The 24,886-nt window shown below is 65.8% G+C and carries 20 protein-coding genes and 1 tRNA gene; 11 read left to right on the top strand and 10 right to left on the bottom strand.

Translation table 11 applies throughout. The features are described from left to right. The first annotated feature begins 14 nt into the window (after positions 1-14). The 4 genes from AABD04_RS18300 to AABD04_RS18285 all read left to right on the top strand — a co-directional run bounded on the left by AABD04_RS18300 (position 15) and on the right by AABD04_RS18285 (position 3,535). Positions 15-1,193 carry an alpha/beta hydrolase family protein gene (locus AABD04_RS18300; protein ID WP_341442016.1) on the top strand — a complete coding sequence of 393 codons (1,179 nt, stop codon included), beginning with the start codon at positions 15-17 and terminating at the stop codon, positions 1,191-1,193. After that, the gene (locus tag AABD04_RS18295) at positions 1,190-2,362 is read left to right on the top strand and encodes a sensor histidine kinase (protein WP_243593745.1); all 1,173 of its coding nucleotides are present in this window, start codon (positions 1,190-1,192) and stop codon (positions 2,360-2,362) included. Before AABD04_RS18300 ends, AABD04_RS18295 begins: the two co-directional genes overlap by 4 nt. Beyond that, positions 2,359-3,162, top strand: coding sequence for a LytR/AlgR family response regulator transcription factor (locus tag AABD04_RS18290; protein ID WP_243593744.1), 804 nt, complete (start codon positions 2,359-2,361; stop codon positions 3,160-3,162). The genes AABD04_RS18295 and AABD04_RS18290 overlap by 4 nt, the downstream gene beginning before the upstream one ends. Positions 3,163-3,229: 67 nt before the next feature. Further along, the gene (locus AABD04_RS18285) at positions 3,230-3,535 is read left to right on the top strand and encodes a hypothetical protein (RefSeq protein WP_423228240.1); all 306 of its coding nucleotides are present in this window, start codon (positions 3,230-3,232) and stop codon (positions 3,533-3,535) included. 12 nt (positions 3,536-3,547) lie between these two features. On the opposite strand, the gene AABD04_RS18280 is transcribed toward AABD04_RS18285, so the two are convergent. Then, positions 3,548-4,210: a GAP family protein gene (locus AABD04_RS18280; RefSeq protein WP_341442014.1), complete on the bottom strand. Its 663-nt coding sequence runs from the start codon at positions 4,208-4,210 to the stop codon at positions 3,548-3,550. A gap of 101 nt (positions 4,211-4,311) precedes the next feature. Here AABD04_RS18280 and AABD04_RS18275 point away from each other — a divergent pair, with 101 nt between their 5' ends. The 7 genes from AABD04_RS18275 (at position 4,312) to AABD04_RS18245 (ending at position 13,323) form a co-directional block, all read left to right on the top strand. Next, entirely contained in the window at positions 4,312-6,054 is a 1,743-nt protein-coding gene (locus AABD04_RS18275) for a sodium/solute symporter (protein WP_341442013.1), read from the top strand. Positions 6,055-6,317: 263 nt separating this feature from the next. Then, a complete protein-coding gene (locus tag AABD04_RS18270; protein ID WP_032378306.1) occupies positions 6,318-6,617 on the top strand; it encodes a DUF485 domain-containing protein in 300 nt (99 codons plus the stop codon). Further along, complete coding sequence (locus AABD04_RS18265) at positions 6,614-8,248, top strand: solute symporter family protein (RefSeq protein WP_341442012.1); 1,635 nt, start codon at positions 6,614-6,616, stop codon at positions 8,246-8,248. Before AABD04_RS18270 ends, AABD04_RS18265 begins: the two co-directional genes overlap by 4 nt. Before the next feature lie 81 nt (positions 8,249-8,329). Next, the gene (locus AABD04_RS18260) at positions 8,330-8,761 is read left to right on the top strand and encodes a type II toxin-antitoxin system Rv0910 family toxin (protein ID WP_341442011.1); all 432 of its coding nucleotides are present in this window, start codon (positions 8,330-8,332) and stop codon (positions 8,759-8,761) included. 20 nt (positions 8,762-8,781) lie between these two features. Then, the gene (locus AABD04_RS18255) at positions 8,782-10,413 is read left to right on the top strand and encodes a substrate-binding and VWA domain-containing protein (protein ID WP_341442010.1); all 1,632 of its coding nucleotides are present in this window, start codon (positions 8,782-8,784) and stop codon (positions 10,411-10,413) included. Positions 10,414-10,651: 238 nt separating this feature from the next. After that, complete coding sequence (locus AABD04_RS18250; RefSeq protein ID WP_341442009.1) at positions 10,652-11,509, top strand: bacteriorhodopsin-like; 858 nt, start codon at positions 10,652-10,654, stop codon at positions 11,507-11,509. Between the two features lie 158 nt (positions 11,510-11,667). Then, positions 11,668-13,323: a VWA domain-containing protein gene (locus tag AABD04_RS18245; RefSeq protein WP_341442008.1), complete on the top strand. Its 1,656-nt coding sequence runs from the start codon at positions 11,668-11,670 to the stop codon at positions 13,321-13,323. A 1-nt stretch (position 13,324) separates the two neighbouring features. Here AABD04_RS18245 and AABD04_RS18240 read toward each other — a convergent pair whose 3' ends face one another. From AABD04_RS18240 to AABD04_RS18200, 9 genes are all read right to left on the bottom strand, one after another. Beyond that, a complete protein-coding gene (locus tag AABD04_RS18240; RefSeq protein ID WP_243608882.1) occupies positions 13,325-14,062 on the bottom strand; it encodes an energy-coupling factor transporter transmembrane component T family protein in 738 nt (245 codons plus the stop codon). Then, the gene (locus AABD04_RS18235) at positions 14,059-16,089 is read right to left on the bottom strand and encodes an ABC transporter ATP-binding protein (protein WP_341442007.1); all 2,031 of its coding nucleotides are present in this window, start codon (positions 16,087-16,089) and stop codon (positions 14,059-14,061) included. The genes AABD04_RS18240 and AABD04_RS18235 overlap by 4 nt, the downstream gene beginning before the upstream one ends. Before the next feature lie 23 nt (positions 16,090-16,112). Further along, entirely contained in the window at positions 16,113-17,498 is a 1,386-nt protein-coding gene (locus AABD04_RS18230; protein ID WP_341442006.1) for a DEAD/DEAH box helicase, read from the bottom strand. A 224-nt stretch (positions 17,499-17,722) separates the two neighbouring features. Further along, the gene (locus AABD04_RS18225) at positions 17,723-19,066 is read right to left on the bottom strand and encodes an HNH endonuclease (RefSeq protein ID WP_341442005.1); all 1,344 of its coding nucleotides are present in this window, start codon (positions 19,064-19,066) and stop codon (positions 17,723-17,725) included. A gap of 104 nt (positions 19,067-19,170) precedes the next feature. Next, a tRNA-Arg gene (locus AABD04_RS18220) sits at positions 19,171-19,243 on the bottom strand. A gap of 115 nt (positions 19,244-19,358) precedes the next feature. Beyond that, positions 19,359-19,985 carry an isochorismatase family protein gene (locus AABD04_RS18215; protein WP_341442004.1) on the bottom strand — a complete coding sequence of 209 codons (627 nt, stop codon included), beginning with the start codon at positions 19,983-19,985 and terminating at the stop codon, positions 19,359-19,361. 146 nt (positions 19,986-20,131) lie between these two features. Continuing rightward, positions 20,132-22,549, bottom strand: a complete 2,418-nt coding sequence (locus AABD04_RS18210; protein ID WP_341442003.1) for an ABC transporter permease — start codon at positions 22,547-22,549, stop codon at positions 20,132-20,134. A 50-nt stretch (positions 22,550-22,599) separates the two neighbouring features. Next, entirely contained in the window at positions 22,600-23,310 is a 711-nt protein-coding gene (locus AABD04_RS18205; protein WP_243608887.1) for an ABC transporter ATP-binding protein, read from the bottom strand. Between the two features lie 75 nt (positions 23,311-23,385). Next, complete coding sequence (locus AABD04_RS18200) at positions 23,386-24,618, bottom strand: PucR family transcriptional regulator (protein ID WP_032377353.1); 1,233 nt, start codon at positions 24,616-24,618, stop codon at positions 23,386-23,388. Positions 24,619-24,886: the final 268 nt, after the last annotated feature.

Below are 24,886 nucleotides of genomic sequence, written 5' to 3'. Positions count from 1 at the left end.
GGAGCGCAGAAACAGTGAGGTCGACCAGGCTGGTCGCCGCCGCGGCGCTGGTGTTCGCCCTTGCCGCGTGCAGTACTCCTGCTGCCGATCCTGGCTCCACGACCACCGAGACCGCGGCACCCGAAGGGCTCGAACGCGGGGAGATCGTCTCGTCGACGTTGCTGGGTCAGGTCGACATCGGTGTGGCCTACCTCGGTGGTACGGCCACGAAGATCGTCTACCGCACCACCGACGGGGTGAGCGGCGGCGGTACCGAGACGTCGGGAACGGTGTTCGTGCCCAGGGGTTCTGCGCCCCCGGGTGGTTGGCCGATCGTCTCGGTGGGGCACGGCACCACCGGTGTCACCGACGAATGCGCGCCCTCGCTCTACCCGAACCTGTTGGGCACCATCGGATTGGTGACCCCGTTCCTCGAACGCGGCACAGTGGTCGTGGTGACCGACTATCAGGGTCTCGGCACACCGGGGGATCCGGCCTACCTGGACCCCGACGCCGCGGCCTACGACATCATCGACGCCGTGCGTGCGGCCCGCAACGTGGTTCCCGAGGTCGGTACCAGGTGGGGCGCAGTGGGTACCTCTCAAGGCGGACAAGCAGTCTGGGCTGCTGCCGAGCGCAACGCGGACTACGGGGACGGTCTGCAACTGGTCGGTGCTGCGGCGCTCTCGCCCACGGCCGACCTGAGTCGATTCTTCGCTCCCGAGACCGAACAGACCCTGTCGCGTCAGCTGCTGGTGCCGTACCTGTACGAGGGTCTGCGCATCGCGAATCCGAGTGCCGAACGCTCGGACTACATTCGCGGCAGTTTCGCGGACAATGTGACCGCGTTGACCGCCTGCAGTGATCTGCTCGGCTTCTCCAAGGCCGACGCCGGTGCCGTTCTCGATCCGGCGGACGCCGTCCCGGCCACCGAGGAAGCCGCGGACCGGATGACGGACTGGCTCGAATCGGTGGCACTGCCCACCGCCGGCACCGAGGTGCCGATGTTCGTGTTGGTCGGCGAGCGCGACGACCTGGTCGATCCGCGGTGGACCCGCGACGCGGTGGACGCGGCCTGCGGACTCGGCGACGACATCGAGTTTCGCTCCGAACCGCAGCAGGGCCATGCCGAGTTGGCCGCCAACGCGATCGGCGTCGACTGGCTCGTCGAACGCTTCCTGAACACGCCGACGTCCAGCACGTGCATCCGATGACCGCGGCGCTGGCGTGGATGGCGGTGATCGTGGCGCTCATCGTCACGGTGATCGCTCTGATCAGCCTGCGTGGTCGACGCGATCTGACCACGCCCGCCGAACGGGCCGTGCACTCCACACTGCACACCGCCTCGCTGGCGGCCAAGCCGCTGCGCGACGGACTCGACGCCCGTTCGGCAGCGGTTGCAGCGCCGCACCTGCGCGTGCTGACGGGTGCCGACGCGCTGGGCATCTGCGATCCCGACGGTTCGCTGCTGGCCTGGGACGGTCCGTGGGACGAGCTGACACCGGCCTTCGTCGAGGCGGCGAAGCGGGCGGTGGACGGGCAGCGGCGCGTCCTGGTGCGTCTGCCGCTCGGTTCGATCCACGAGGTCAAGGCGCTGGTGGTGCAGCCCATGGTCGTCGACGAGTCCCCGGTGGTCGGGGTGCTGGGTGCCGCTGTCGTCGCCGAGCCGGGTCCGGGCATGCTCGGGGCCATCGCCGAGGTCGCGCGCTACGCCTGCGGTCAGATCGAGCTCGCCGAACTCGACGCCTCGCGCGCACGCTTGGACCGCGCCGAGGTGCGGGCGCTGCGCGCGCAGATCAGCCCGCACTTCATCTACAACGCACTCGGCACGATCGCGTCGTTCGTCCGCACCGACCCGGATCGGGCGCGGGAGCTGGTGCTCGAGTTCGCCGACTTCACCCGCTACTCGTTCCGCAACGCAGGCGAGTTCACGGTCCTCGCGGACGAGTTGCGCAACATCGACCGGTACCTGACACTCGAACGTGCCCGCTTCGGCGACTCCCTGCAGGTCACGCTGCAGGTCGCTCCCGAGGTGTTGGGCGTCGCACTGCCGTTTCTCGCATTGCAGCCGCTCGTCGAGAACGCCGTCCGGCACGGCCTGTCCGGTAAGGCCGACGGCGGCCGCGTCACGATCATCGCCGCCGACGAGGGCACCGACGCAGTGATCAGTATCGAGGACGACGGTGTGGGGATGGATCCCGATGTGTTGCGCTCGGGAAGTCTGCATACCGAGGACGCGGCCCATGTCGGATTGGCGAACGTGGACGATCGGCTGCGGGCGGCCTTCGGGAACGACTACGGTCTCGTCGTGGACACCGCACCGGGCGCAGGCACCAAAGTGAGCATGCGGGTGCCCAAATTCAGGCCGGGTGTGCGGGCATGACGCAGGCCGCGAACACCACTTCCGGCCGGGGACTGACCGTCCTCGCCGTCGACGACGAGCGCCCGGCACTGGACGAACTCGCCTTTCTGCTGCGCCAGCAGGACACCGTCGCCGAGGTGTTCACAGCCCAGGACGCCACGACTGCCCTACGGCAGCTCCAACAGACCTCGGCGCAGGCAGTGGTGGACGCGGTGTTCCTCGACATCAACATGCCAGGACTCGACGGCCTCGAACTGGCCGGCATCCTGTCGGCGTTCGCGCGGCCACCCGCGGTCGTGTTCGTCACCGCCCACGACGACCGAGCGCTCGCCGCGTTCGACCTCGGTGCCGTCGACTATCTGCTCAAGCCGTTGCGAGAGGATCGTCTCGCCGAGGCACTGCGCCGTGTGTTGCTCGCGCGCCGTCGACCGGCCGAGTCCGCGGACACGTCGGCCGACGAGGTCATTCCCGTCGAACTCGGCGGTACCACGACGTTGGTGCATCGGTCGTCGGTCGCTTGGGTGGAGGCCGACGGTGACTACGCGAGACTGCACACCTCCAACGGCTCGCATCTGGTGCGCATACCGATCTCTGCTCTCGAAAGCCGCTGGGCCGAGGCCGGATTCCTGCGCGTGCACCGCTCCTACCTGGTCTCGCTACGGTTGGTCACGGGGATCCGAAGCGTCGGTTCGGGTCTGGTGGTGTGCCTGCGGGCCAGCGGAAACCTGGCAGCCTGTGAACTGCCGGTGAGCCGTAGGCACGCCAGAGAACTCAAGGACCGGCTGGTCCGCGGTCCGTTGCAATCGTGGTCGTCCAGGTGACGAGGAGTACGCAGTGAGCCAGCCACACCGGCAGCGGGTGGTGCTCTCGCAACGTCGCGGCGCACGGATGGTGCGCACCCGCGTCGAAGTGCAGGAGCAAACCGAGGTCGGCGACGCCCTGGTCCGTAGCCTGGTTCGTGCGCAACTGTTGCTGTCGGTGCGCCTGGCGGTGATGACGCTGTCGATTCTGTTCGCGGTTCCCCTTCTGGGGCTGGGTCTGGCACGTGTGACCGACGTTCGGCTGCTCGGTATCGGGCTGCAGTGGGTGGTGCTGGGGGTAGCGATCTATCCGATGCTGTTCGGCGTCGGCTGGATGTACACACGTCGAGCCGAACGCAACGAGCACGACTTCATCGTCCTGATGGACGATTGACGCGATCGACGATCAGATAGCGTTCACAGTCATGTACAGGCCGAGGGCCAGCAGTATCGCGATCAGGACCATGTCGCTGTACTCGACGAACCGGTCGACGACGGTGCTCATGGGTCGTCGGGCACGGTCGCGGAAGACGAGCAGCGCGACGGCAGGTGCAGCGACGCCCAGGCTCGATACGACCACGAACACCACCGTGGCGGCGATCTGGGCGGCCACTACCGAGGACGCGTCGACGATCACCGCCACGGCCGAAAGCGCGATGACGGCACTTTTCGGATTCACCGACCCGAGCAAGAACGCAGTGACGAAAGCCTTGGCCCCGCTGAGGTTGCGGGCCGTTCCGACCCACCCCGGTTCTTCCTGCGTCGGGCCGTTCCGCACCCGCGCGACCAGCTTGCGGATGCCGAGAAGGAGCAGCACGAGACCGAGAGCGACTCTCAGCCAGCGCACCCAGCCGGACGAGTCCGACGCCAGGACCGCAGTGTCTATGACCACCAACCCTGCGGCGGTGATGGCCGCGACGCCTGTCAGCCATCCGGCAGTGAATCGCGCGAGCACGGACCCGGTGTTCAGAGAGCCGAGGCCGGCCGCCACCGCGGCGGTGGGCAGATGCGCGAACACAGCGCCTGCCGCGAACGGCAGACATGCGGCGACGGCCGTCGATACCGTCATCGGGTCACGCTCGGCACGTGCATCGACTCAGTGTCCCACCCCGACTCCGATCACCACATGAGTTTCGGTGCTCGGAGCCACGATCAGGAGATCGGCGTCCAGTGAACCAATCCATCCCGATCGCGACGGTGATCGCGCTGCTCGCCGCAGCTGTGGCCACCGTCGGCATCGGTGTCTACGGAGTTCGGTTGGCCCGCACCACCTCCGACTTTCTGGTGGCCTCCCGCTCCGTCGGACCACGCTGGAATGCCGCCGCCATCAGCGGTGAATATCTTTCTGCTGCATCGTTTCTCGGGGTCGCGGGGCTCATCGCGAAGTATGGGGCCGATGCGCTGTGGTATCCGGTCGGCTTCACGGCCGGCTACCTGGGTCTGCTGCTGTTCGTCGCCGCCCCACTGCGCAGAAGCGGTGCGTACACGGTGCCCGACTTCGTCGAATTTCGGCTCGGCGCACCGTGGTTGCGGACCGTGGCGATGCTGGTGGTGGTGGTCATCTGCGCGCTGTACCTGGTGCCGCAGTTCCAGGGCGCGGGCCTGACTCTGAACATTCTGCTCGGCGTGCCCGGTTGGGTCGGGGCCCTGGCCGTGGGGTTGATCGTCATCGCGAACGTCGTCGGCGGCGGCATGCGCTCCATCACCTTCGTCCAGGCGTTCCAGTATTGGCTCAAGCTCACTGCGATCGCCATTCCGGCTCTGGTGCTGGCCGTGTACTTCTTCGCCGACGACCGAAGCGTCGGCAGCCCGGCCCCACCCACGGTGACCGAACAGACCGTCGTCGACATCACCACCGACGTGCTCGTGCAGGTCGACTCGCCGATCGTGGTGTCCGTGACAGGAACCTTGGACGAGCAGAGCGTTGACGGACGTGTGAATCTCGACGCCGGCGAACACCGGCTCGGGTCCGGGACGCTGCTCACCCTGGACGCAGGTTCCCCGGTGCCGGTGGTCGCCGGCGCGCCGACCACGGACCGCGCCTGGGCGATGCCGGGCGGGGGACTGGGCGGGGCACACCCGCTCTACCAGGTGTACTCGCTGATCCTGGCCACGTTCCTCGGCACCCTCGGGCTGCCGCACGTGCTGGTGCGGTTCTACACCAACCCGGATGGCCGAGCCGCGCGATTGACCTCGCTCACCGTGCTGGCGCTGCTCGGCATGTTCTACCTGTTCCCGACGGTCCTCGGCGTCTTCGCCCGGCTGTACGTACCGCAACTGCTGATCACCGGAGCATCGGACGCGGCCGTCCTGCTGTTGCCCGGCTCGGTCCTGTCCGGAATTCCGGGCCAGCTGCTCGCCGCACTGGTGGCCGCAGGTGCCATCGCAGCTTTCCTGTCGACCTCCTCGGGTCTGCTGGTCAGCATCGCAGGCGTGCTCAGCACCGACGTCCTCTCGGGTAAGGTCCGAGACTTTCGGGTCGCTGCGATACTCGCCGGCGCGGTACCGCTGGCACTGTCCATCGGCGTTGTCTCACTCGACCTCTCGCGCACCGTCGGGCTCGTCTTCGCCGTCGCGGCATCCACCCTGTGTCCACTACTGGTGCTGGGCATCTGGTGGCGGGGACTCACCGCAGCGGGAGCGGCAACCGGACTGCTGCTCGGTGGCGGCATCTCACTCGTCGCCGCATCGATCTCCGTCGTCACCCCCATCTCCGACGGCGTCCTCGGCGGCTGGGCGGCAGCGATCCTCGGTTACCCCGCCGCAGTCAGCGTGCCGATCGCCTTCGCCTCGATGATCGTCGTCAGCCTGGCCACCCGAAAAACGATCCCATCGGACATCTCCCGCATCTTCGCGCGACTGCACCTCCCCGAAGGCCTCGACATGGGCAAAGATCGCGAGCGCGAACTGTAACTGCGTCTTCGGGTCATTCCGCAGGCTCCACTCCCTTTGTTGGGTCATTCCGCAGGCTCCACTCCCACAGGGCCGCTCAACTGCCATTCTCGACCGCTCGTCGCACACTCCCGCAGCCCATCGTGTGATCGACACCACCTCCTGATTTTGTGACCTGACTCTCACTACTGTTCCGAGTCAGCTACAGCTCACATCTACTTCAGGAGTCCAAGGTGACCGCACCGGAAACCAATTCGCCACCGGACGCGCAAGCGTTCGTCGACATGCAGGCCAGTCCCGAGTTCCAGGAACTCAGGCGTCGCCTGCGTAGCTTCGTGTTCCCGATGGCCGGGTTCTTCCTGGTCTGGTACGTCATCTACGTGCTGCTGAGCACCTACGCCGTGGACTTCATGTCCACCAAGGTGTGGGGCAACATCAACGTCGGTCTGCTGCTCGGCCTCGGCCAGTTCGTCACGACATTCGCCATCACCGGCATCTACGTGAAGTTCGCCAACCGTGAACTCGATCCTCGCGCCGCAGCCCTGCGCGCCGAGATGGAAGCCTCCCAGGGAGCGAAGTCGTGAACATTCTTGCCCAGGCTGCCGACACCACCGTCGGTGAACCACTCGTCAACATTGCGATCTTCGGCGCATTCGTTCTCATCACCATGGCCGTCGTCATTCGCGCCTCGAAGAAGAACGCGACCTCCGCGGAGTTCTTCACTGCGGGCGGCGGTTTCTCCGGACCGCAGAACGGCGTCGCCATCGCCGGTGACTACCTCTCGGCGGCAAGCTTCCTCGGTATCGCCGGTGCCATCGCCGTCTACGGCTACGACGGCTTCCTGTACTCCATCGGCTTCCTCGTCGCCTGGTTGGTTGCGCTGTTGCTCGTCGCCGAATTGCTCAGGAACACCGGTAAATTCACGATGGCGGACGTGCTGAGCTTCCGGCTCAAGCAAGGCCCGGTTCGCACCGCGGCCGCACTGTCCACCTTGACGGTCTCGCTGTTCTACCTGCTCGCGCAGATGGCCGGTGCCGGCGGACTCGTCGCACTGTTGCTCGACATCTCCGACCGCACCGGGCAGTCCATCGTCATCGCCATCGTCGGCGTGCTGATGATCGCGTACGTGCTCATCGGCGGCATGAAGGGCACCACCTGGGTGCAGATCATCAAGGCCGTGCTGCTCATCACCGGTGCAGCCTTCATGACTGTGCTCGTGCTCGCCAAGTTCGGCCTGAACTTCTCCGAATTGCTCGGCAGCGCACAGGCCATGGTGGCCGGATCGGCAAGCGATCCCGTTGCCGCGCGCGACGTCATCGCGCCGGGTGCTCAGTACGGCGGCAGTGCAACCTCGAAGATCAACTTCCTCTCGCTCGGTATCGCACTCGTCCTCGGCACCGCGGGTCTGCCGCACGTGCTGATGCGCTTCTACACAGTGCCCACCGCCAAGGAAGCTCGTCGTAGCGTCGTGTGGGCCATCGCGCTCATCGGTGCGTTCTACCTGTTCACCCTCGTGCTCGGCTACGGCGCCGCAGCGATCGTCGGACCCGACCGCATCCTGGCTTCGGCCGGCGGTCAGAACTCCGCGGCTCCGCTGTTGGCCTTCGAGCTCGGCGGCGTCATTCTGCTCGGCGTCATCTCGGCGGTGGCCTTCGCGACCATCCTCGCCGTGGTTGCCGGCTTGACGATCACCGCGTCGGCGTCGTTCGCTCACGACATCTATGCGAGCGTCATCAAGAAGGGCAAGGTCGACGACGTCAAGCAGGTCAAGGTCTCGCGCATCACGGCCGTTGTCATCGGCCTGCTGGCCATCGGGCTCGGCATCCTCGCCAACGGTCAGAACATCGCCTTCCTGGTGGCCCTGGCCTTCGCTGTCGCCGCAGCCGCGAACCTGCCGACCATCCTGTACTCGCTGTTCTGGCGTCGCTTCACCACCACCGGCGCACTGTTCAGCATGTACGGCGGCCTGATCTCGACGATCGTGCTGATCATCTTCTCCCCGGCCGTCTCCGGATCGCCCACGTCGATGGTTCCCGGCTCGGACTTCGCCTGGTTCCCGCTCTCCAACCCCGGCATCGTCTCGATTCCGTTGGCATTCATCCTCGGCATCGTCGGAACACTGATCTCGAAGGACACCGAGAACACCGACAAGCAGGCCGAAATGGAGGTTCGCTCTCTCACCGGTATCGGTGCGGAGAAGGCCAGCGCTCACTAGTCGACCGCAGCTCCAGCGAAAGTGTCCGTGTGAGGAAGCCCTCACACGGACATTTTCCGTACAGCGGTTACCATCCCTGCTGTGGCCAAGCTGAAGGTTTCCCTCGACGTCCCGCTGACCCCCGAGCAGACGTGGGCGCACGCGTCCGATCTGTCCGGCTACGAGCAGTGGCTCTCCATCCACGAAGCGTGGCGCGGTGAGCTGCCCGAGCAGCTGGCCGTCGGCACCACCCTGGACTCCGTCGCCAGTGTCAAGGGCATGCGCAATCGGGTGTCCTGGAAGATCGAGTCCTACGATCCGCCCAAGAAGCTCGAGCTAAAGGGCAACGGCAAGGGCGGCGTCAAGATCGGCCTCGATCTCACCGTGAAATCCAAGGGCGACGGTTCCGAGATCACCATCGACGTCAACCTCGGCGGTGCGCCACTGTTCGGCCCGATCGGCTCCGGCGTCGCACGCGCACTCAAGGGCGATATCGAGAACTCGCTGAAGACGTTCGTCAAGATCTACGCCTGACGGTGTAGGAGTGGAGATGCATGCCCGGTAGGCACAGTGCGCCGTCGTCCGCGACGAGCAGCAGAGGGTTCGCCAAGTACGTCGTCGTCGCCGTAGTTCTGCTGCTCGTGGTCGGCGGCGGAGCGTTTGTCGCGCTGAAGGCCTTCGGGTCCGCCTGCGGCGACACGCAGTCCTACTCGCTGGCCGCTGATCCGGCGATCGCACCCGTGCTGGAGCAGATCGTCGACAACACCTCCGCCGAGGACCTGGGTTGCGCCGCTATCGAAGTCACCGCCACCGAGTCGGGTCAGGTCTCGGCCGCGGTGGCCAAGGGCGACGATGTTCCCTCGCTCTGGGTTCCAGATTCGTCGCTGTGGATCGGCAAGACCGTGCGGTCCACCGCGTCGTTGATCGACCTGGCGAGTCAGTCGGTGGCCGCTACACCGGCCGTGCTCGCTGCCCGCAAGGACGAGGTGCCGTTCTTCGACACCTGGCTCACCGCATTGAAGCTCGAAGGCCTGCGTATCGGTAACCCCTTGGCCAACACCACGTCCGACGCGGCCATCCTCGGAGCAGTGGCCGAGGCCGGATCGGACGAGGAGCTGCTCGACGCGGTCGGGTCGGCGCTCGTTCCCATCGCGCAGGCTCAGGCCGCCACCCGCGGCGAAGCCGATCCGACGGTACGGCTCGACGATCTGGTCGCCGACGGAGGCGTCGCGGTGGTCTCCGAGCAGGCCTTCCTGGCTTATCAGCAGGACACGGGCGTCGAACTGGGCGCGACGGTGCCGCCGACGGGCACCATTTTCCTGAACTTTCCGCTGGCGGTGACCGAACCCGCAGGTGATCGACACGAGACCGCGAAGTCCGTCGGGACGGCACTGGCCGCAGCCATCGAATCCGATCGAGGACAGCAGGCGTTGTCCGACGGCGGGTTCCGGTCCGCGGACATGACCCCGCTGGACGCCGATCGTGGGATCGGGGACGTCACACCCCTGACGATCGCCGATCAGCAGGCCGCCGAGTCGACGTTGCGTCAGTACCAGGTGTTGGCCCTTCCGTCGCGGACGCTGGTGATGGAGGACGTCTCGGGATCGATGAACTACAGCGCCGGGGCCGATTCGCGTATCGCATTGACGGTGCAGGCCAGCGAAACCGGAAATCGACTCTTCCCCGACAACGCGTCGATGGGGTTGTGGGCTTTCTCGATCGGACTAGGCGGCGAATCGCAGGACTACCGTGAGCTCGCACCGATCCGGCGAATGGACGAAAAGGTCGGCAACACCACGCAGCGTGAAGTGTTGTTGCAGCAGACTCGCACGCTTCCGACCCTGGTCGGAGGTGGTACCGGTCTCTACGACACCACGTTGGCAGCGTTCCGCTCCGTACAGGAGGGCTACGACCCCGATGCCGTGAACAGTGTCATCATTCTCACCGACGGCACCAACGAGGACCCCGCCAGCATCTCGCTCGACGAGCTGCTGTCCACTCTCCGCGCCGAGCAGGACCCGTCCAAGCCGGTCGTCATCGTGACGATCGGTATCACCGACGACGCAGATGCCGGTGTGCTGCAACAGATCTCGGCCGCAACCGGTGGTACGAGTTTCGTCGCGCGAAATCCCGCGGAGATCCCCAACGTCTTCGTCAATGCGCTGAGAAGCCGTTCTGGTCGCTAACGACGGCATCGACCCGAAAGGTTCGCGACGACAACGAAACTCGCGGCAATTCAGGACGGTGTGCAGGTTTTCCGAACTGAAATATTCGAATAGTCGATTTCGGGCAACTATTTGCCCGCGTTGGGTCTAGCGTTCGAGATAGTTCGCAGCGGTCTTCAGACCACGGCAGGTTATTGACACTCCCGGTCGTCCTCTCCTCACCAGCGAACTTCGCTACTTTCTGACCGGAGGACGCCCCGTGATACCCGACACTCTCACCACCGCCCAACACGACACCATCTACAACATCTTCTCGTTGGTCATTGCGTCGCAGCTCTTTGCTGCGTTGTTCATGATCGCCTGTCTCCCTAGGATTTTGCCCCGGTACAGGCAGGCCATGTGTGTTGCAGCCGTCGTCTGTGGCATCGCTGCGTACCACTACTTCCGAATCTTCAATTCGTTCAACGACTCGTTCGAGACCGACGCGGTCGGTGGACGCGGCACCTACAGCCAAGTTGCAGGAGTGGGGTTCAACGAGGGTTACCGATACGTCGACTGGCTGCTCACTGTGCCGTTGCTTCTCCTCGAGTTGGTCGCCGTACTGGCGCTCGCGCGCAAGCTTCAGGCCAGTCTGCTGCTGCGGCTCATCCCCGCTGCGGCGCTGATGATTGCACTTGGATATCCTGGAGAACTGAGCGGGGACAACGGAATTCGAAACCTCTTCGGAACGCTGTCGTCCATTCCTTTCGTCTACATTCTCTACGTCCTGTTCGTAGAGGTCACGAAGTCCCTCGACAAGCAACCGGAACAGGTGCGCAAGTCGATCGGTCAGCTCAGGCTTCTGCTGCTGATCACGTGGGGTGTGTACCCGATTGCATACCTGTTGCCGCAGTTGGGCATCGACGGTGCCGCGGCCTGGACCGGTAAGCAGATCGGTTACTCGATAGCCGACATTCTCGCGAAGGTTCTGTACGGTCTGATCATCTACCGAATTGCGCGGATCAAGTCCTTCGCTGACGATCCGTCCTTCGCCGCGAGTGAACTGTCCACGAGCGAAGCCATGGAACTGGACCCGAGGCACGAGGAGGATCGACCGATTCCGAGAGGCGCCGCCTGAGTCATCTCAGCCAGTAGCGAGCCGGAGCCCGAGGTTGAGCTCCTGTACCGGTGACCCGCTATGGTATGCACCACGCGCAGCGAGGCACTTCGATGCGCGGAGGATCCGGGGCCCCATCACGTCGGTGATGATGGGGATCGAAGCAGGGGGAGCCAGCGATGTCGGGACGTCACAGCGGTAGTAGTTCCAGGTTCGGCCGCGTGTGGACCTGGGCGGTTCTTGCTCTGACTGCGGTGGTCTTCGTGGTCGGTGGCTGGTTCGGAGTGCAGGCCGTGCGCGCATCCGGCGCGAATTCCTGCGATTCGCTCGATACCGTGTCGCTCGCGGTGGACACCTCCATCGCCGAGCCGGTCGAGCAGATTCTTTCGCAGGCCGACGAGGTCGCCCGCGGTTGCGTGAACTTCGAGGTCCGGCCCGAGCGGCCGACGGACACCGCCACCGAAATCGCGGGAACCGACGACGATCGTCCGGACCTGTGGATCCCGGATTCGACGCTGTGGCTGCTCAAGACCCTGCGCTCGACCGGTGCCCTGCCCGAGCTGGCGAAGACCTCCGTCGCCAACACACTGCCGATCCTGGTGTCGAGTTCCGATGCGGTGCCGGTGACCGATACCTGGCTCAGTGTGCTTCAGCTTCCCGGTCAACGCATCGGTGACCCTCTGACCAGCAGTGCCTCGAATGCCGCGATTCTCGGTGCGCTGGCCGAATCCGAGGTGGCGATCTCGGACGCGAAGGCCGTATCGGCGGCACTGGTGCCCATGGCACAGGATTTCGGGCGCATCGCGGACACTCCGCACGACACGCCGGATCTGGTGGCCCAGGTAGCCGCCGAGGGCGGTACCAGTGTGGCCACCGAACAGGCACTGTTGGCGTACGAGGCCGGGAATCCGGGATCGACTCTGACCGCGTCGGTTCCGCCGACCGGAAGCTACTTCCTCAACTACCCGCTGGCGGTGACCGCTCCTGCCGGGCCCGACTACGATCGCGTCAAGCAGGCAGGAGCGGCACTGGGCTCCGTTCTCGCCACCGCCTCGGCCGCTGAGACCATGGTTGCAGCCGGCTTCCGAACGTCGAGTGGCACACCACTTCCCGAGGGCCGAGGCGTCGGGTCCGTCGCGTCGCTCGAGATCAAGAACCCGTTGTCGATCGAGACGACGCTGCGGGATTGGGCCGTGCTCGCGCTACCGCTGCGCACCCTCGTCGTCGAGGACGTGTCGGGTTCGATGGCCGCGAGATCGGGCGACTCGACGCGCATCGCGTTGACCGTCGATGCATCGGTCGGTGCAAACGATCTGTTCAGCGACCAGACCCAGATGGGTCTGTGGGCATTCTCCATCGGACTCGGTGGTGGAAGACAAGACTATCGAGAACTGGTACCGCTCGGCCCGGTGAGCAACATGTTCGACGGCAAGCCGCAGCGTCAGGCGATCCTCGACGCCATCCGCGGCCTGCCCAGCCTCGTCGGGGGCGGAACAGGGCTCTACGACACCACGTTGGCGGCGTTCCGGCGGGTGAAGGAGGGGTACGACCCCGATTACGTCAACAGCGTCATCATTCTGACCGACGGGGCCAACGAGGACGAGGGCAGCATCAGCCTCGACCAGCTGCTGGCGTCACTGCAGAAGGAACAGGATCCGGTGCGTCCCATCGTGATCATCACGGTCGGCGTCACGGGCGATGCAGATCCGGTTGCACTGCAGCAGATCTCGGCTGTCACCGGCGGTACGAGCTACGTGGCCGAGGATCCACGGGACATCCCGGAGGTGTTCGTGAAGGCGCTGAACTCGCGCACCGAACGCCTCGCGGGGGAGTAGATCAGCTCCACAGGAAGCTGATCGCGATGGCTGCGGCGCACGCGAGCGTCACCACGATCAGCGTCACCGCGTCGGAGGCCTTGAAGCGCGCCTCGGTGGCGGTGATCATTCCGGTGCCGCCGCGGGCGGTGATGGCCCCACCCATCTCGTCGGCCCGTCGGATGGCCACCGACATCACCGTCGTGACGATGTCGACCAGGGAGTTGTCCGAGGCGCTGTTGACGACCGGCTTGGGCCGAAGGCGTCGGGCAGCGTTGAGGGTGCGCATCTCTTCGATCAGCAGCGGAAGCGACCGCAGGCTCAGGGCCACGGCGATCGCCCACTCGTCGACCGGCAGTTTCAGCTTCTTCAGCGGTGTGCCCAGTTTGGAGACCGCAGGCGCGATGTCGCTCATCGACGTGGTCCAGCCGATCATCATCGATGCGCCGAGCAGGACGAAGATGAACAGCGTCGCGCGCAGATACACCAGCACTGCCGCACCGCCGATCGGCAGATTGATCAGAGCTCCGACGCCGAACAGGGCCCAGATCCACCACGGTGGACGTGGCACTGCCGTGATCGGGACGTGCGCAATGATCGCGGCGATGACCAACAGCGCGAAGACGATGCCGAGCGCGGGCCAGGTCGGTGCCACCACGAGAGTGATGGACAGCAGCACCACGACGACGAGCTTGGTGCCGGCCCACAGCCGATGGATCGGCGAGAACCGCGGAACCTGACGCAGTACGACGGTGGTCACGAATGCACGCTCCCCAGGATCGAATCGGAGACGATGTGGCCGTCGGCCATGGTGATGGTGCGGCTGCAGACGGTGTCCATACCGTCCACGTCGTGCGAGATGACGACGATGGCGACGCCGCGATCGCGCAGTCCGGCGAGAACGCCGATGATGTCGTCGCGTCCGGGTGGATCGAGCCCGGCCAGGGGTTCGTCGAGAACCAACATTCGAGGCCGTCGCGCGATGAGCCCGGCCAATACGACGCGGCGCATCTGGCCACCGCTGAGCGAGTCGATGTCGCGAGCGGCCAACGATCTGTCCAGGCCCACGGCGTCCATTGCGGCCGATACTGTGGCAGAACCGGTTTCGGGTCCGGCGGCGGCCGCGATGTCCTCGGACACGGTGCGCCGCTGCAACTGGAGGCGGGAGTGCTGGAACGCCAGGCCGACTTCGCCGACTCGTGCGGTCATGGCCTTGCCGTCGAGCTGTGCGGTGCCTGCCGTCGGGCCCGTGAGGCCGGCCATGATCCACGCGAGAGTGGACTTGCCCGAACCGTTTCCGCCGAGAACGAGCACACCCTCACCGCGCTTGACGGTGATGTCGATACCGTTCAGTGCGGCCTGCGCCCACGGGGTGCGTCGGTTGTAGGTGTGCTGGACGCTGTTCAGCTCGAGGAGCCTGCCGCTCGAATTATCATGCAGTGCAACGGGATTCTCCGTTCGAGCGTGCATCCACATCGAGTCGTGCTGCACCTGATGTCCCTCGTGCAGATGTACGACGCGATCTGCGGCGACGGTGTCCGAGACATGGTGGGTGACGAGCACGACCGACATCGTGTGCCTGCGGGGCAGTTCGGCAAGGAGCGAGACCAGGTGTTCGCGCCCCGAGGCGTCGATCATCGCGGTCGCTTCGTCGGCGATGAGCAGTGCGGGACGGCGAGCCAGTGCTGCGGCAACGGCGAGTCGCTGCATTTCGCCGCCGGACAGGGAGGCGGTGTCGCGGGCTCCCATACCGCCGAGTCCGACCTCGTCGAGCAGCGCCTCCACGTCGGGACGCGAATCGCCGGGCGGCAGTCCCCACACCACGTCGTCGGCGACGCGGGTGCCGAGGATCTGGCTTTCGGGGCGCTGCAGCACCACCGCGGTGCCGCCGTACCGTCCGAGACCGGTCGAGCCGGGCCGACTCACAGTGCCCTCCGACGGTTCGAGGCCGGCGAGGATCCGCGTCAGCGTCGATTTCCCGGAACCGTTGTGGCCGACGATCGCCACGAACTCACCGGTTTCGATGCGGAGGTCGACGCCCGTCAACGCGGCTGTCGTGCTTCCCGGGTAGCGGAATCCGACCGCATTCAGCGTGACCGGCAGCGGCCCGATCTCGTCGCCGGCGTTCGAGCCCAGAGGCTCGGGGGTGGGAATGGTGGAGAGACGGTCGAGGATGGCGGCGAGGATGAGCCACGCGAACAGCGTTCCGGTGACGATGCCGAAGGCGATCGACCCGCCGGCCCACCACCACCAGTTGTCGAGCACGGCCGTGGAGCCGGTGCGGATCACGTCGGCCACGCCTTGCAGCGCCGATGTCCGCTCGAGCAGCCGAGAGATGCCCTCGAAGGTGTTACGGAGAGTCTCGAGAAACAGCTCGCGCAGCGGAACGAGAACGAGCAGGATCAGCACTGTCAGGGCTCCGAGCACCGGCCCGACGACCATCGAGGTGACCAGCACGCCGAACAGTCCCTGCTTCTTGCGCTTCGCCCGCCCCACCAGGCCGCCCAGTAGGGCGGCGCTGGCGACGGTGATGGCCGTCTGAGTTCCGGCCGCGACAAATCCGACGAGGGTGCCGGCCACCGCAGCCGTGACCAGTGCCCGAGTCCGATACCGGAGCGCAACCACCGACATGGGAATCGCTGCGACGACCTGAAGGATCGCCGCCATCGGTACGAGCACGCCGATCACCGTCAGGGCAACGGTGAAGCTGCTCATGACGGCAGCGGTCGCCATTTCCTGCGGACCGAGGGGCCCTGACTTGGGCGTGGACGAAGAGCTGACGGTCACTGCTCCAGTGTGCCAGCCTGAGATCAGCGGCTGCGCTGGCTCGTGGCCGGCCCTGCTGCGCGACGGCTGTGGCCGCCACCACCGCTGCGCGGCTGACCACCACTGCGGGGCTGACCGCCACTGCGCGGCTGTCCACCGGAGCGGGCCGGGCCGCCGCGGCGCGCGTTGTTGCTGTTGCGCGGGGTTCCGGCGCGGGCCGGTGCCGGCTCGGCCTTCGGTGCGGGCTGGACGTAGCGAGCCTGCTCGCCGACGAGGTTCGCCACTGCGGGCGAGTCGGCGGTGACGCGGATGGGCGTGACCTTGATGTCGGCCTTGCGCAGGAGGACTGCGGTGTCCTTGCGCTGCTCGGGCAGGACGACGGTCACGACGTCGCCGGCGCTTCCCGCGCGCGCCGTGCGGCCGGAGCGGTGCAGGTACGCCTTGTGCTCGGCCGGGGGATCGACGTGAACGACGAGCTGGACGTCGTCGACGTGGACGCCGCGGGCCGCGACATCGGTGGCGACGAGAACACGAGCCTGGCCGGAGGAGAAGGCGGCGAGGTTGCGGTCACGGGCGGCCTGCGACAGGTTGCCGTGCAGGTCGACGGACGGGATTCCGGCGTCGGTGAGCTGCTTGGCGAGCTTGCGGGCCTGGTGCTTGGTGCGCATGAACAGGATGCGGCGTCCGGTGCCCGAGGCGAGCTGGTGGACGAGCTTCTTCTTGGCGTCGACGCCGTCGACCTCGAACACGCTGTGCGTCATGGCCTCGACGTGTGACGTGGCCTCGTCGACGGAGTGCGTGATCTGGTTGTGCAGGAAGCGCTTGACGAGCTTGTCGACACCGTTGTCCAGGGTCGCGGAGAACAGCATGCGCTGGCCCTTGTCCGGGGTGGCGGCGAGGATGCGGGTGACGACGGGCAGGAACCCGAGGTCGGCCATGTGGTCTGCCTCGTCGAGGACGGTGATCTGAACGCCGTCGAGCGTGAGGTGGCGCTGCTTCATCAGGTCCTCGAGGCGTCCGGGGCAGGCGACGACGATGTCGACTCCGCCCTTGAGTGCGGAGACCTGGCGAACCTGCGAGACGCCACCGAAGATCGTGGTGACCTTCAGCGAGTATGCGGCGGCGAGGGGCTCGATCGCGACGGCGATCTGGGTGGCGAGCTCACGCGTCGGCGCGAGAATCAGGCCACGCGGGCGGCCGGGCTTGCGGTTGCCGGAAAGCTGCCCGGCGAGGCGAGCGACCATCGGGATGGCGAAGGCGAGTGTCTTTCCGCTGCCGGTCTTTCCGCGTCCGAGCACGTCGCGTCCCTGCAGTGTGTCGGGGAGCGTATCGGCCTGGATGGGGAATGCCTCGGTCTTGCCCTGGCTCGCGAGTACGTCCGCGATGGCCTGGGGTACGCCGAGCGCAGCAAAAGTCTGTGGGGTCGTCATAGTGATGAAAAGTGCCTTTCGGGCAGGGTGTTGCACCTGCGGGCCTTGGGCCGAGATGCAAAGGTGGCGAGACTGCCGGTGGGCAGTTTCGATCGCCGTAAGAGAAGCCTGTGCAGGGTGCACATGGTGATTCGGGAGCAATTCCACGACGTCTGGCGTGCACTTGTGCGCGCCGTTGTCGAGTGTAACCGAGTTGTGTCTCGGTCTCTTCCCGCGGCGACCTGTCATGCGGCGTCGTCGCCGAAGAGACCGGTGAGTATCACGTTCTCGATTCGCGAGTTGTACAGCTCCACCACCGGCATCGGCGGTGCACTCGAGTCGTAGGTGTGCCCGGTCGGTGGGATGAGTGTGTAGCGGTGTCGTGCGTTGTGTTTGTCTCGTCTTGCTTCGGCCGTCCAGCCGTCGCCTTCTTTCGCGTAATTGCATGCGGCACAAAGGCCTGCGCCGTTCTCGGCACTGGTAGTGCCGTTCGCGGAGTGGGGTCTGATGTGGTCGTGGTGACGGATCGGCGCGTCGCACCACGGGGTGCGGCAGGTGCGATCGCGGAGATCGATGAGGCGTCCGAGCGCGGTGGGAAACGCGCGCGATGCGGACTCGACGGCCGTCAATGCGCCGGACTTCGGGTGGGCGTAGAGGCGGCGTAATGCGACGTGCGTCTCACTGTCGAGTGTGTCTCGGATGAGTTGCCGGGCGACGTCGGACGGAATGTCGCCGTAGCCGTGCATGTATGCGGACGTGTCACCGCCGGCAAGGAGGGTGGAATCCGAGATGACGACGTCGACGGTCACCGGAGGGCCCTGTGCTGCGGATGCGCCGGTGACGCGCTCGAAGACGAGGTCGGCCATGATCTGGTCGCGGGTGCGTGTGTCGCCGCCGGAGTTGATGATGGTGTCGGCGTCTCGTCGCAGCGTCGCCCACATGCAGACCATCTTCTCCATCGAGGTGAGGACCGTGAAGAAGCCCATCGATTCAGGTGCGGGGCGGGTGCTGGTGCGGCGGGCGGCATAGGCCTTGGCGCGTCGTTTTACCTGGGAGGCGGCGTCGAGTTCGTTGGCGAGTGCGCGGGCGCGGCCTTCGATGGTGCGGTCGCCGGCACCGGCCAGTGTGGCGGGGTCTGCGCAGAGTCGCTCGTCGATCGTGCGCCGATCCTCGACAGTGAGGCATGCGGTTTCGCGGGCGAGGATCATGGCGCGCCACTCGTTGAGTTCCCCGGCTCTCAGGCGCGCGAGGGTGTGCGGCATTTCGTGTACGAGCGCACGGGCAAGGCCGAGGTGCGTGCCGCCGCGGTTCGGTGATTCGCGTCGGGCCAAGCCGATCTGTGACGCAATACCGATGCGCCACTGGGCTTTCGGCTTGCCGCGCTCTCTGCGTTCGTCGCTGATGGTCGTCGCCACGGCGTCGGTCACCACGGCTTGCGCTGCCACGCCGGCGCTTTTCATCGTTTCGAGGGCCGAGATCAGATCGATGCCGGCTGCTGCGTCGGCGTCGAACTCCGACGACTGAAGGCGCGCAACGAAGCGCAGCACTTCATCGGACGTCAACGGTGAATCTTGTACGGCTGTGACCACGAGTTCCTCCCCAGTACTCGAATGCATGTTCGATGGTACGGGGGTTTTTGTGGGTCCGCAATAGGTTCACGAAACTGGGAAGGGTCGCGGAAGTTGCTCTGCAGTGCCCTCGGCAGGATTCGAACCTGCGACCTACCCTTTAGGAGAGGGTTGCTCTATCCCCTGAGCTACGAAGGCTGGTGATCGTTCTGCTGATCCGAAGCCATTGTCCAGCAACGACTTTCGATCCATCGAACAATCGGTTGCGGATGGGTTCGCTGTCGAGATGCACAGCTGGCCCACATCGCGCTCGCTAGTCTAGCGGCCCACCGTGGCGATCGTGAAGCAGGTTGCCGCTGCTCGTCACCGTCCCGGTCAGTGACGTGATCAGGTTCAGGGCGGTGCGGTGCTGGTGAGCGGTGTAGTCGGCGATCGATTCGATGCCGACGAAGCACTGGACATCGCGGGCGAAAGCGTCGAATGTCGTCGCGAGAATTCCCGCCGATGCGAACACTCCCACGATGATGAGCTGGTCACGGCCGCGTCGGCGCAGTTCTACTTCCAGATCGGTGGCGTAGAAGGCGCTGTAGCTGCGTTTCGAGATCGGAACGAAGTCCGGCTCGCTAACTGCCGTATCTTCGGCGGACGGACCCAAGCCCCACATCGGTCCCAGCAGTCCACGCTGCTCGATGACACTCGCTGCCCGCGGGCCACTCGCCAGGATGGGTACCCCCACGGCCCGGGCGCGCGTGACCACCTTCGACGCCTCCGCAGCGACCCGCGAGCGCACCGAGTGGTGCAGCACGTTCAGGTAGTACGGCTGCATGTCGTGGACCAGAACGGCGGCACGCTCCAGCCGCAATTCCCACTCGGGACCACCCGCACAGTCGCGCAGGCTCTCGACGTCGTACTCCTCGACTTCGACGCTGAATGTGGCCACGTCGATCACCCTTCCCTCTCGCAAACGCACGCGCATTTGCCAGACGCGCGCAGGCTCGTCACACTATTCCGCTCGCACCTGACAAACGCGCGCGCGTTTGCGGATCCCAGAGGCCCAGCAACGCAGAACCAGACGATCCCCACCACCTAGTCCGCCGCAATAGCTTCCACGATGTTCAGTCGAGACGCATGCACGGCAGGGGGAGCCGAACCCAACAGTGACAGTCCGAGGGCAACGAGTCCGTACAGCAGCACCGACCAACTCGCGGTGTAGGCGACCGGAATTCCGATGCTGGCTCCGAGGATCAGGGTGCTCAAATATTGCAGACCCGCACCGATGATGAGGCCGAGGACACCGCCGACGATGCCGACCGACAGCGCCTCGGCGAGCACCATTCTCGCCAGGGTTCCCCGGCCGCCGCCCATGGCCCGCAGCACCCCGAGTTCGCGGCGACGCTCCAGTACCGACAGTGTCAACGTGTTGAGCAACGCGACCGCAGCGACGAGCGCGACGATCCACTGCAACGCGATGGCCAGTGCACCGGACTGTCGGATGGCCGCACTGGTTCCCTCTAGTGCGGCTGCGCCGGTGTACACGAAGGCCTCGGGCGGCAGCGTCGAACGCAGTGAATCCTGCACGGCGGCAACGTCTCCGTCGACGCTGATCTCCAGGTAGGTGGCCCCGGGCCGGTCGTACCATCGCTGCATCGAGTCCAACGAGATCGCCATTGTGCCGCCCGCGGCATTGATGTACTGGACCAGATCCAGCACCCGCACGTTCTGTACGCCGGTCGGCGTCGGGAGGTCGATGTAGTCGCCCACCGACACGCCCAACGTTCTGCCGAACCCCTGGGACAGCACCACCCCGTCACCGGCGAGCACCTGGGACCGCACGTCGTCGGTGAGCGACGCGAGCGTCACTGCATTGCTTCCGTCGGCGACGCCCTGGATGGATACCGTCTCGCCGTCGATCGTCGCGTATGCCCACTGCCCCTCGACGACGCGAGAGACACCGGGAGTCGATGCGACGGCGTCGGCCACCTCGGTGGGGACGATCGGGCCCGACGGTATGGCGTCGGGCGAGGTCATCGACACGTACAGGTCGGTGTTCGCCAACGACGACAAGGACTCGGCTGCGGAGCCGGTCATGTTGGTCAGCGAACCCGACACGCCCACACTGACTCCCACCGCGATCACGATCGTCATCACGGTTGCCCAGATACGCCGCGGGGCGCGTTCGATGGTGGCGGTCGCGAGGCGTCCGGCACCACCCCAGCGGCGGGGGACTGCTGCGGTCACCGACACGATCGGCCCGGTCGCGCCGACGCACAGCGCGACGACGCCGAACATGAACAGGGCACCGGCTCCGAGGGTCAGCTGTCCGTCGACGTTGACGGCGAACACGAACGCCCCGGCGATGGCGAGCACCCCGAATACGGTCGCGGCCACGGTGAATCGCAGACCGGGGCCACCCGAGGTCTCTCCGCCGCCGACCGCGAGCGCCTCGATCGGCGAGATGCGATACACCTGCACGGCCGCGACCGCCGAGGCTCCGACACAGGCCAGTACGCACGCCACGATCGCCACCGGAATCGCGAAGCCGGGCAGCACGTATTCGATCCGCGCATCGAACGCCTGCGACAGGAACGGCGGCAGACTCTCGATCGCGATGCGGCCCATGGCGATTCCCAGCGGGACTCCGACGGCTCCGCCGACCAGACCCACCAGCACGGACTCGAACAGCAGATCTCGCACGATATCGGCGCGCCTGCCACCGACGGCTCGGAGCAGAGAGATGGTGGGTCGACGCTTCGCGATGGCCATATTCATGACGTTGAAGACGAGGAAGGCCGCGACGACGAACGCGATGAGCGAGACCATCAGCGTGGCATTGCGAGTCAGGCTCATCGCCTGGTTCGCGCGATCGGCTCGGAAGTCCGGATTCATCACCGACACTCGTCCGGCCAACGCCGCGTCGAGGTCCGACCGCAGCGTCTCACTGCCGCCGAGGACGAAGATCGAATCGAGCTGATCGGGGCGGTCGGTGAGCGCCTGAGCCGTCGGGAGAAGCGCGACGGCGAACATACCTCCGCCGATACGCTGCGTCCCCGGGCCGTCGACCACGCCGACCACCGCCGTCGGGACGTCGTCGATGGTGACGGTATCGCCCTGCGTCAGACCCGTTGCGGCTCCGACCAAGACACCGGACGGGTCGGTCAGCAACCCCGCCGCGTCGCCGACGGCACCCTCGAAGTCCGACTGCAGTGCCGTGATGGACGAGTCGACACCGAGAACGGTGAGATCTCCGGCGTCGGACCGAACGGTGCTGCGCAACAGTGGAACCGCTGTTTCGACGCCGGGAACCGCACGGACGGCGTCGAGTTCGCTCTGATCGAAGCCCGAGTCGGTGACACCGACGATCTCGTAGTTCGCGTTACCTGCGATAGACACCGCGAGGCGCTCGACGGATCCGGTCAAGGATCCGTAGGTGCCGAGGACGGCGATGAGCAACCCGGCTGCGACGGCGACGACGCCGGCCGACACCAACGAACGCACCCAGTGCATGCGAAGGTCGCGAAGGCTGATGACTCGAAATCTGCTGAGCGCGGTACCGATCACCGATCGAGACCGGCCGTCAAGGTGTCGGTCTCGACGCGTCCGTCGATCATGCTGACGATGCGATCGGTGGACCGTGCCGCCTCGAGGTCATGGGTCGCCATCACCACTGCTCGACGCCCCTCGCTGGCGTGCGCCACGTCGGCGAGGATCTCGAGGACGTTGTGGGAGGTCTTCGAATCGAGATTGCCGGTCGGTTCGTCGGCGATCAGCAGTGCCGGATCCATCATCAACGCTCGCGCGATCGCGATGCGCTGGATCTGACCGCCGGACAACTGGGCCGGACGGTGTTCGGATCGGTTCGAGAGTCCGACCATCTCGAGCAGACGCATCGCGTCGGATCTGGCCTTCTTGATGGGGGTGCCGTCGAGCAGCTTGGGGACGGCGACGTTCTCCCATGCCGACATCGTCGGCAGCAGGTTGAAGAACTGGAAGACGAAACCCACCTGGTGGCGTCGGAAATCGGATTGGGCGTTGTCGTCGAGGGTGGTGACCTCGACGTCGCCGAATCGAATGGAACCCGACGTCGGGGTGTCGAGTGCGCCGAGCATGTGCAGCAGCGTCGACTTACCTGCACCGGACGGTGCGACGAGCGAGACGAACTGGCCGCCCTCGATCGTGAGATCGATACCGTCCAAGGCGCGGACGGGTTGCTCGCCGGTGGGGTACTCCTTGACCACACCGGCCAGCTCGAGCTTCAACTTCGTCATGCCACGATCCCCTGCTCCTCGAATACTCCCGACGCTACCTGCCGTCGGGTCGAGAAACCGGCCGGAGTTCTCAGATCACGCTGCGCCGCGCGAGGATTCGAGTCGGCGGGCCACCAGGGCGGCCTGCAGGTGTCGGATTCCCGAGGGGCGGGTGGGGTCGAACCCGGTGAGCTGCGCGATCCGCTTGAGGCGGTAATCGACGGTGTTGGTGTGCAGATGGAGCTGGCGCGCGGACCGTTGACGGTTCAGATCGTGCGAGATGTGGATCTCGAGGGTCTCGAGCAGCTCGGGTGAGGAGTCGAGTGGTTCGAGGATCTGCGTCAGGTGGCGTCGACCAGGTCCCGGGCGCGTGAGCTGGTATTCCAGCACCAGGTCGTCCATGCGGTACAGGCCGGACGGGCGGTGCAGCTGATGCGCCAGCGACAGCAGTTCGTGTACCTGATCGGCTGCGGTGGGGATGTCGGCGGTTGCGGCCTGCTCGGCGGTGACGGTGACGGGAACCTCCGCGGCGGTACCGATGCGGTGCACCAGGGCCTCGACCCATTCGTCGTCGTGAACACCGGGGATCAGCACTGTGCCGCCCTCGGTGCTGAGCAGGGACAGCGGCGTGCGACCGCAGATCGTGGCCAGCTCGGCCTGAACACGCCGCAGTTTTCGGCGGGCGGCGACGGTCTTCTGGATGTTGGGGTCGTTCTCGTCCGGGTGGGGCGGCACCGAGATGGCGAGCACGAGGTAGCTGTCGGCGAGTTCGATGCCGGACTGGCGAGCCATCGAGACGGCGTTGTGGCCGCTGAGCAGCGAGGTCACCAGGGTGTGGGCTGCCGTGTGGTGCTCGCTGGCCACGGCCTGAAGCTCTTCGACATAGCTCTTGCTGGCGGCGATGGACACCTTCTCCGACAGCAGCACGAACATGCGTGCGGCCTCGATCAGCTGTGCTGCGTCGCCCTCGCCTGCTCGCTTCGATACGAGATTCCAGCCGATCTGGATGCCCTCGTGATACACGCTGAGAACCGATTCGAGCGGAACGCCTTCGCGTGCCCACTGGCTGGCCTTGGCGCGCAGTTCGGCCAGGTCGGACTCGGCAGGAGCGCGTCGTTCGTCGAGCATCTGCACGGCGATACTGATGCATTTGACGGTGAATTCGGTGACGTCCCCGTGGAGCTGTTCGCCCGGCAACGACCCACAGGGAGTGTTGGCGGCGAAGTGGCCGACGAGGAGCCGCGCCACCGCGCGGAAGTCGCGAAGAGGAGCCGACGCAGGCTGACCCGCGACCATGATTCCGAGGCTAGTCGAGTTGTGAACGGTCACAGATCAACCCTTCGTGTTGAGTTCTTCAGGTCATCGGAGAACAAACTTACTAGCGCGTATCGATGCGCTCGTTCGCCTCAATCTATGCAATTCCAGGCAAAATCGGGGCGTTTTCGTACTTCAAGTTTGTTTCCTGGCCTCTAACAGGATCGATCATAGGTTGTTATCAACGCGTTATCCACGGTTTCGCCAGAACTCGTTGTGACTTTTCCTGAGCGGGTGCCCCGGGCGCTTGCGACTTGCCCTAAACAATCGTGAAGGTGTCCTC

It is taken from the genome of Rhodococcoides navarretei, from assembly GCF_038069675.1.
Lineage (GTDB): Bacteria > Actinomycetota > Actinomycetes > Mycobacteriales > Mycobacteriaceae > Rhodococcoides > Rhodococcoides navarretei.
The sequence above is the reverse complement of the archived record's forward strand: the minus strand, read 5'-3'. Positions and strand labels throughout refer to the sequence as shown.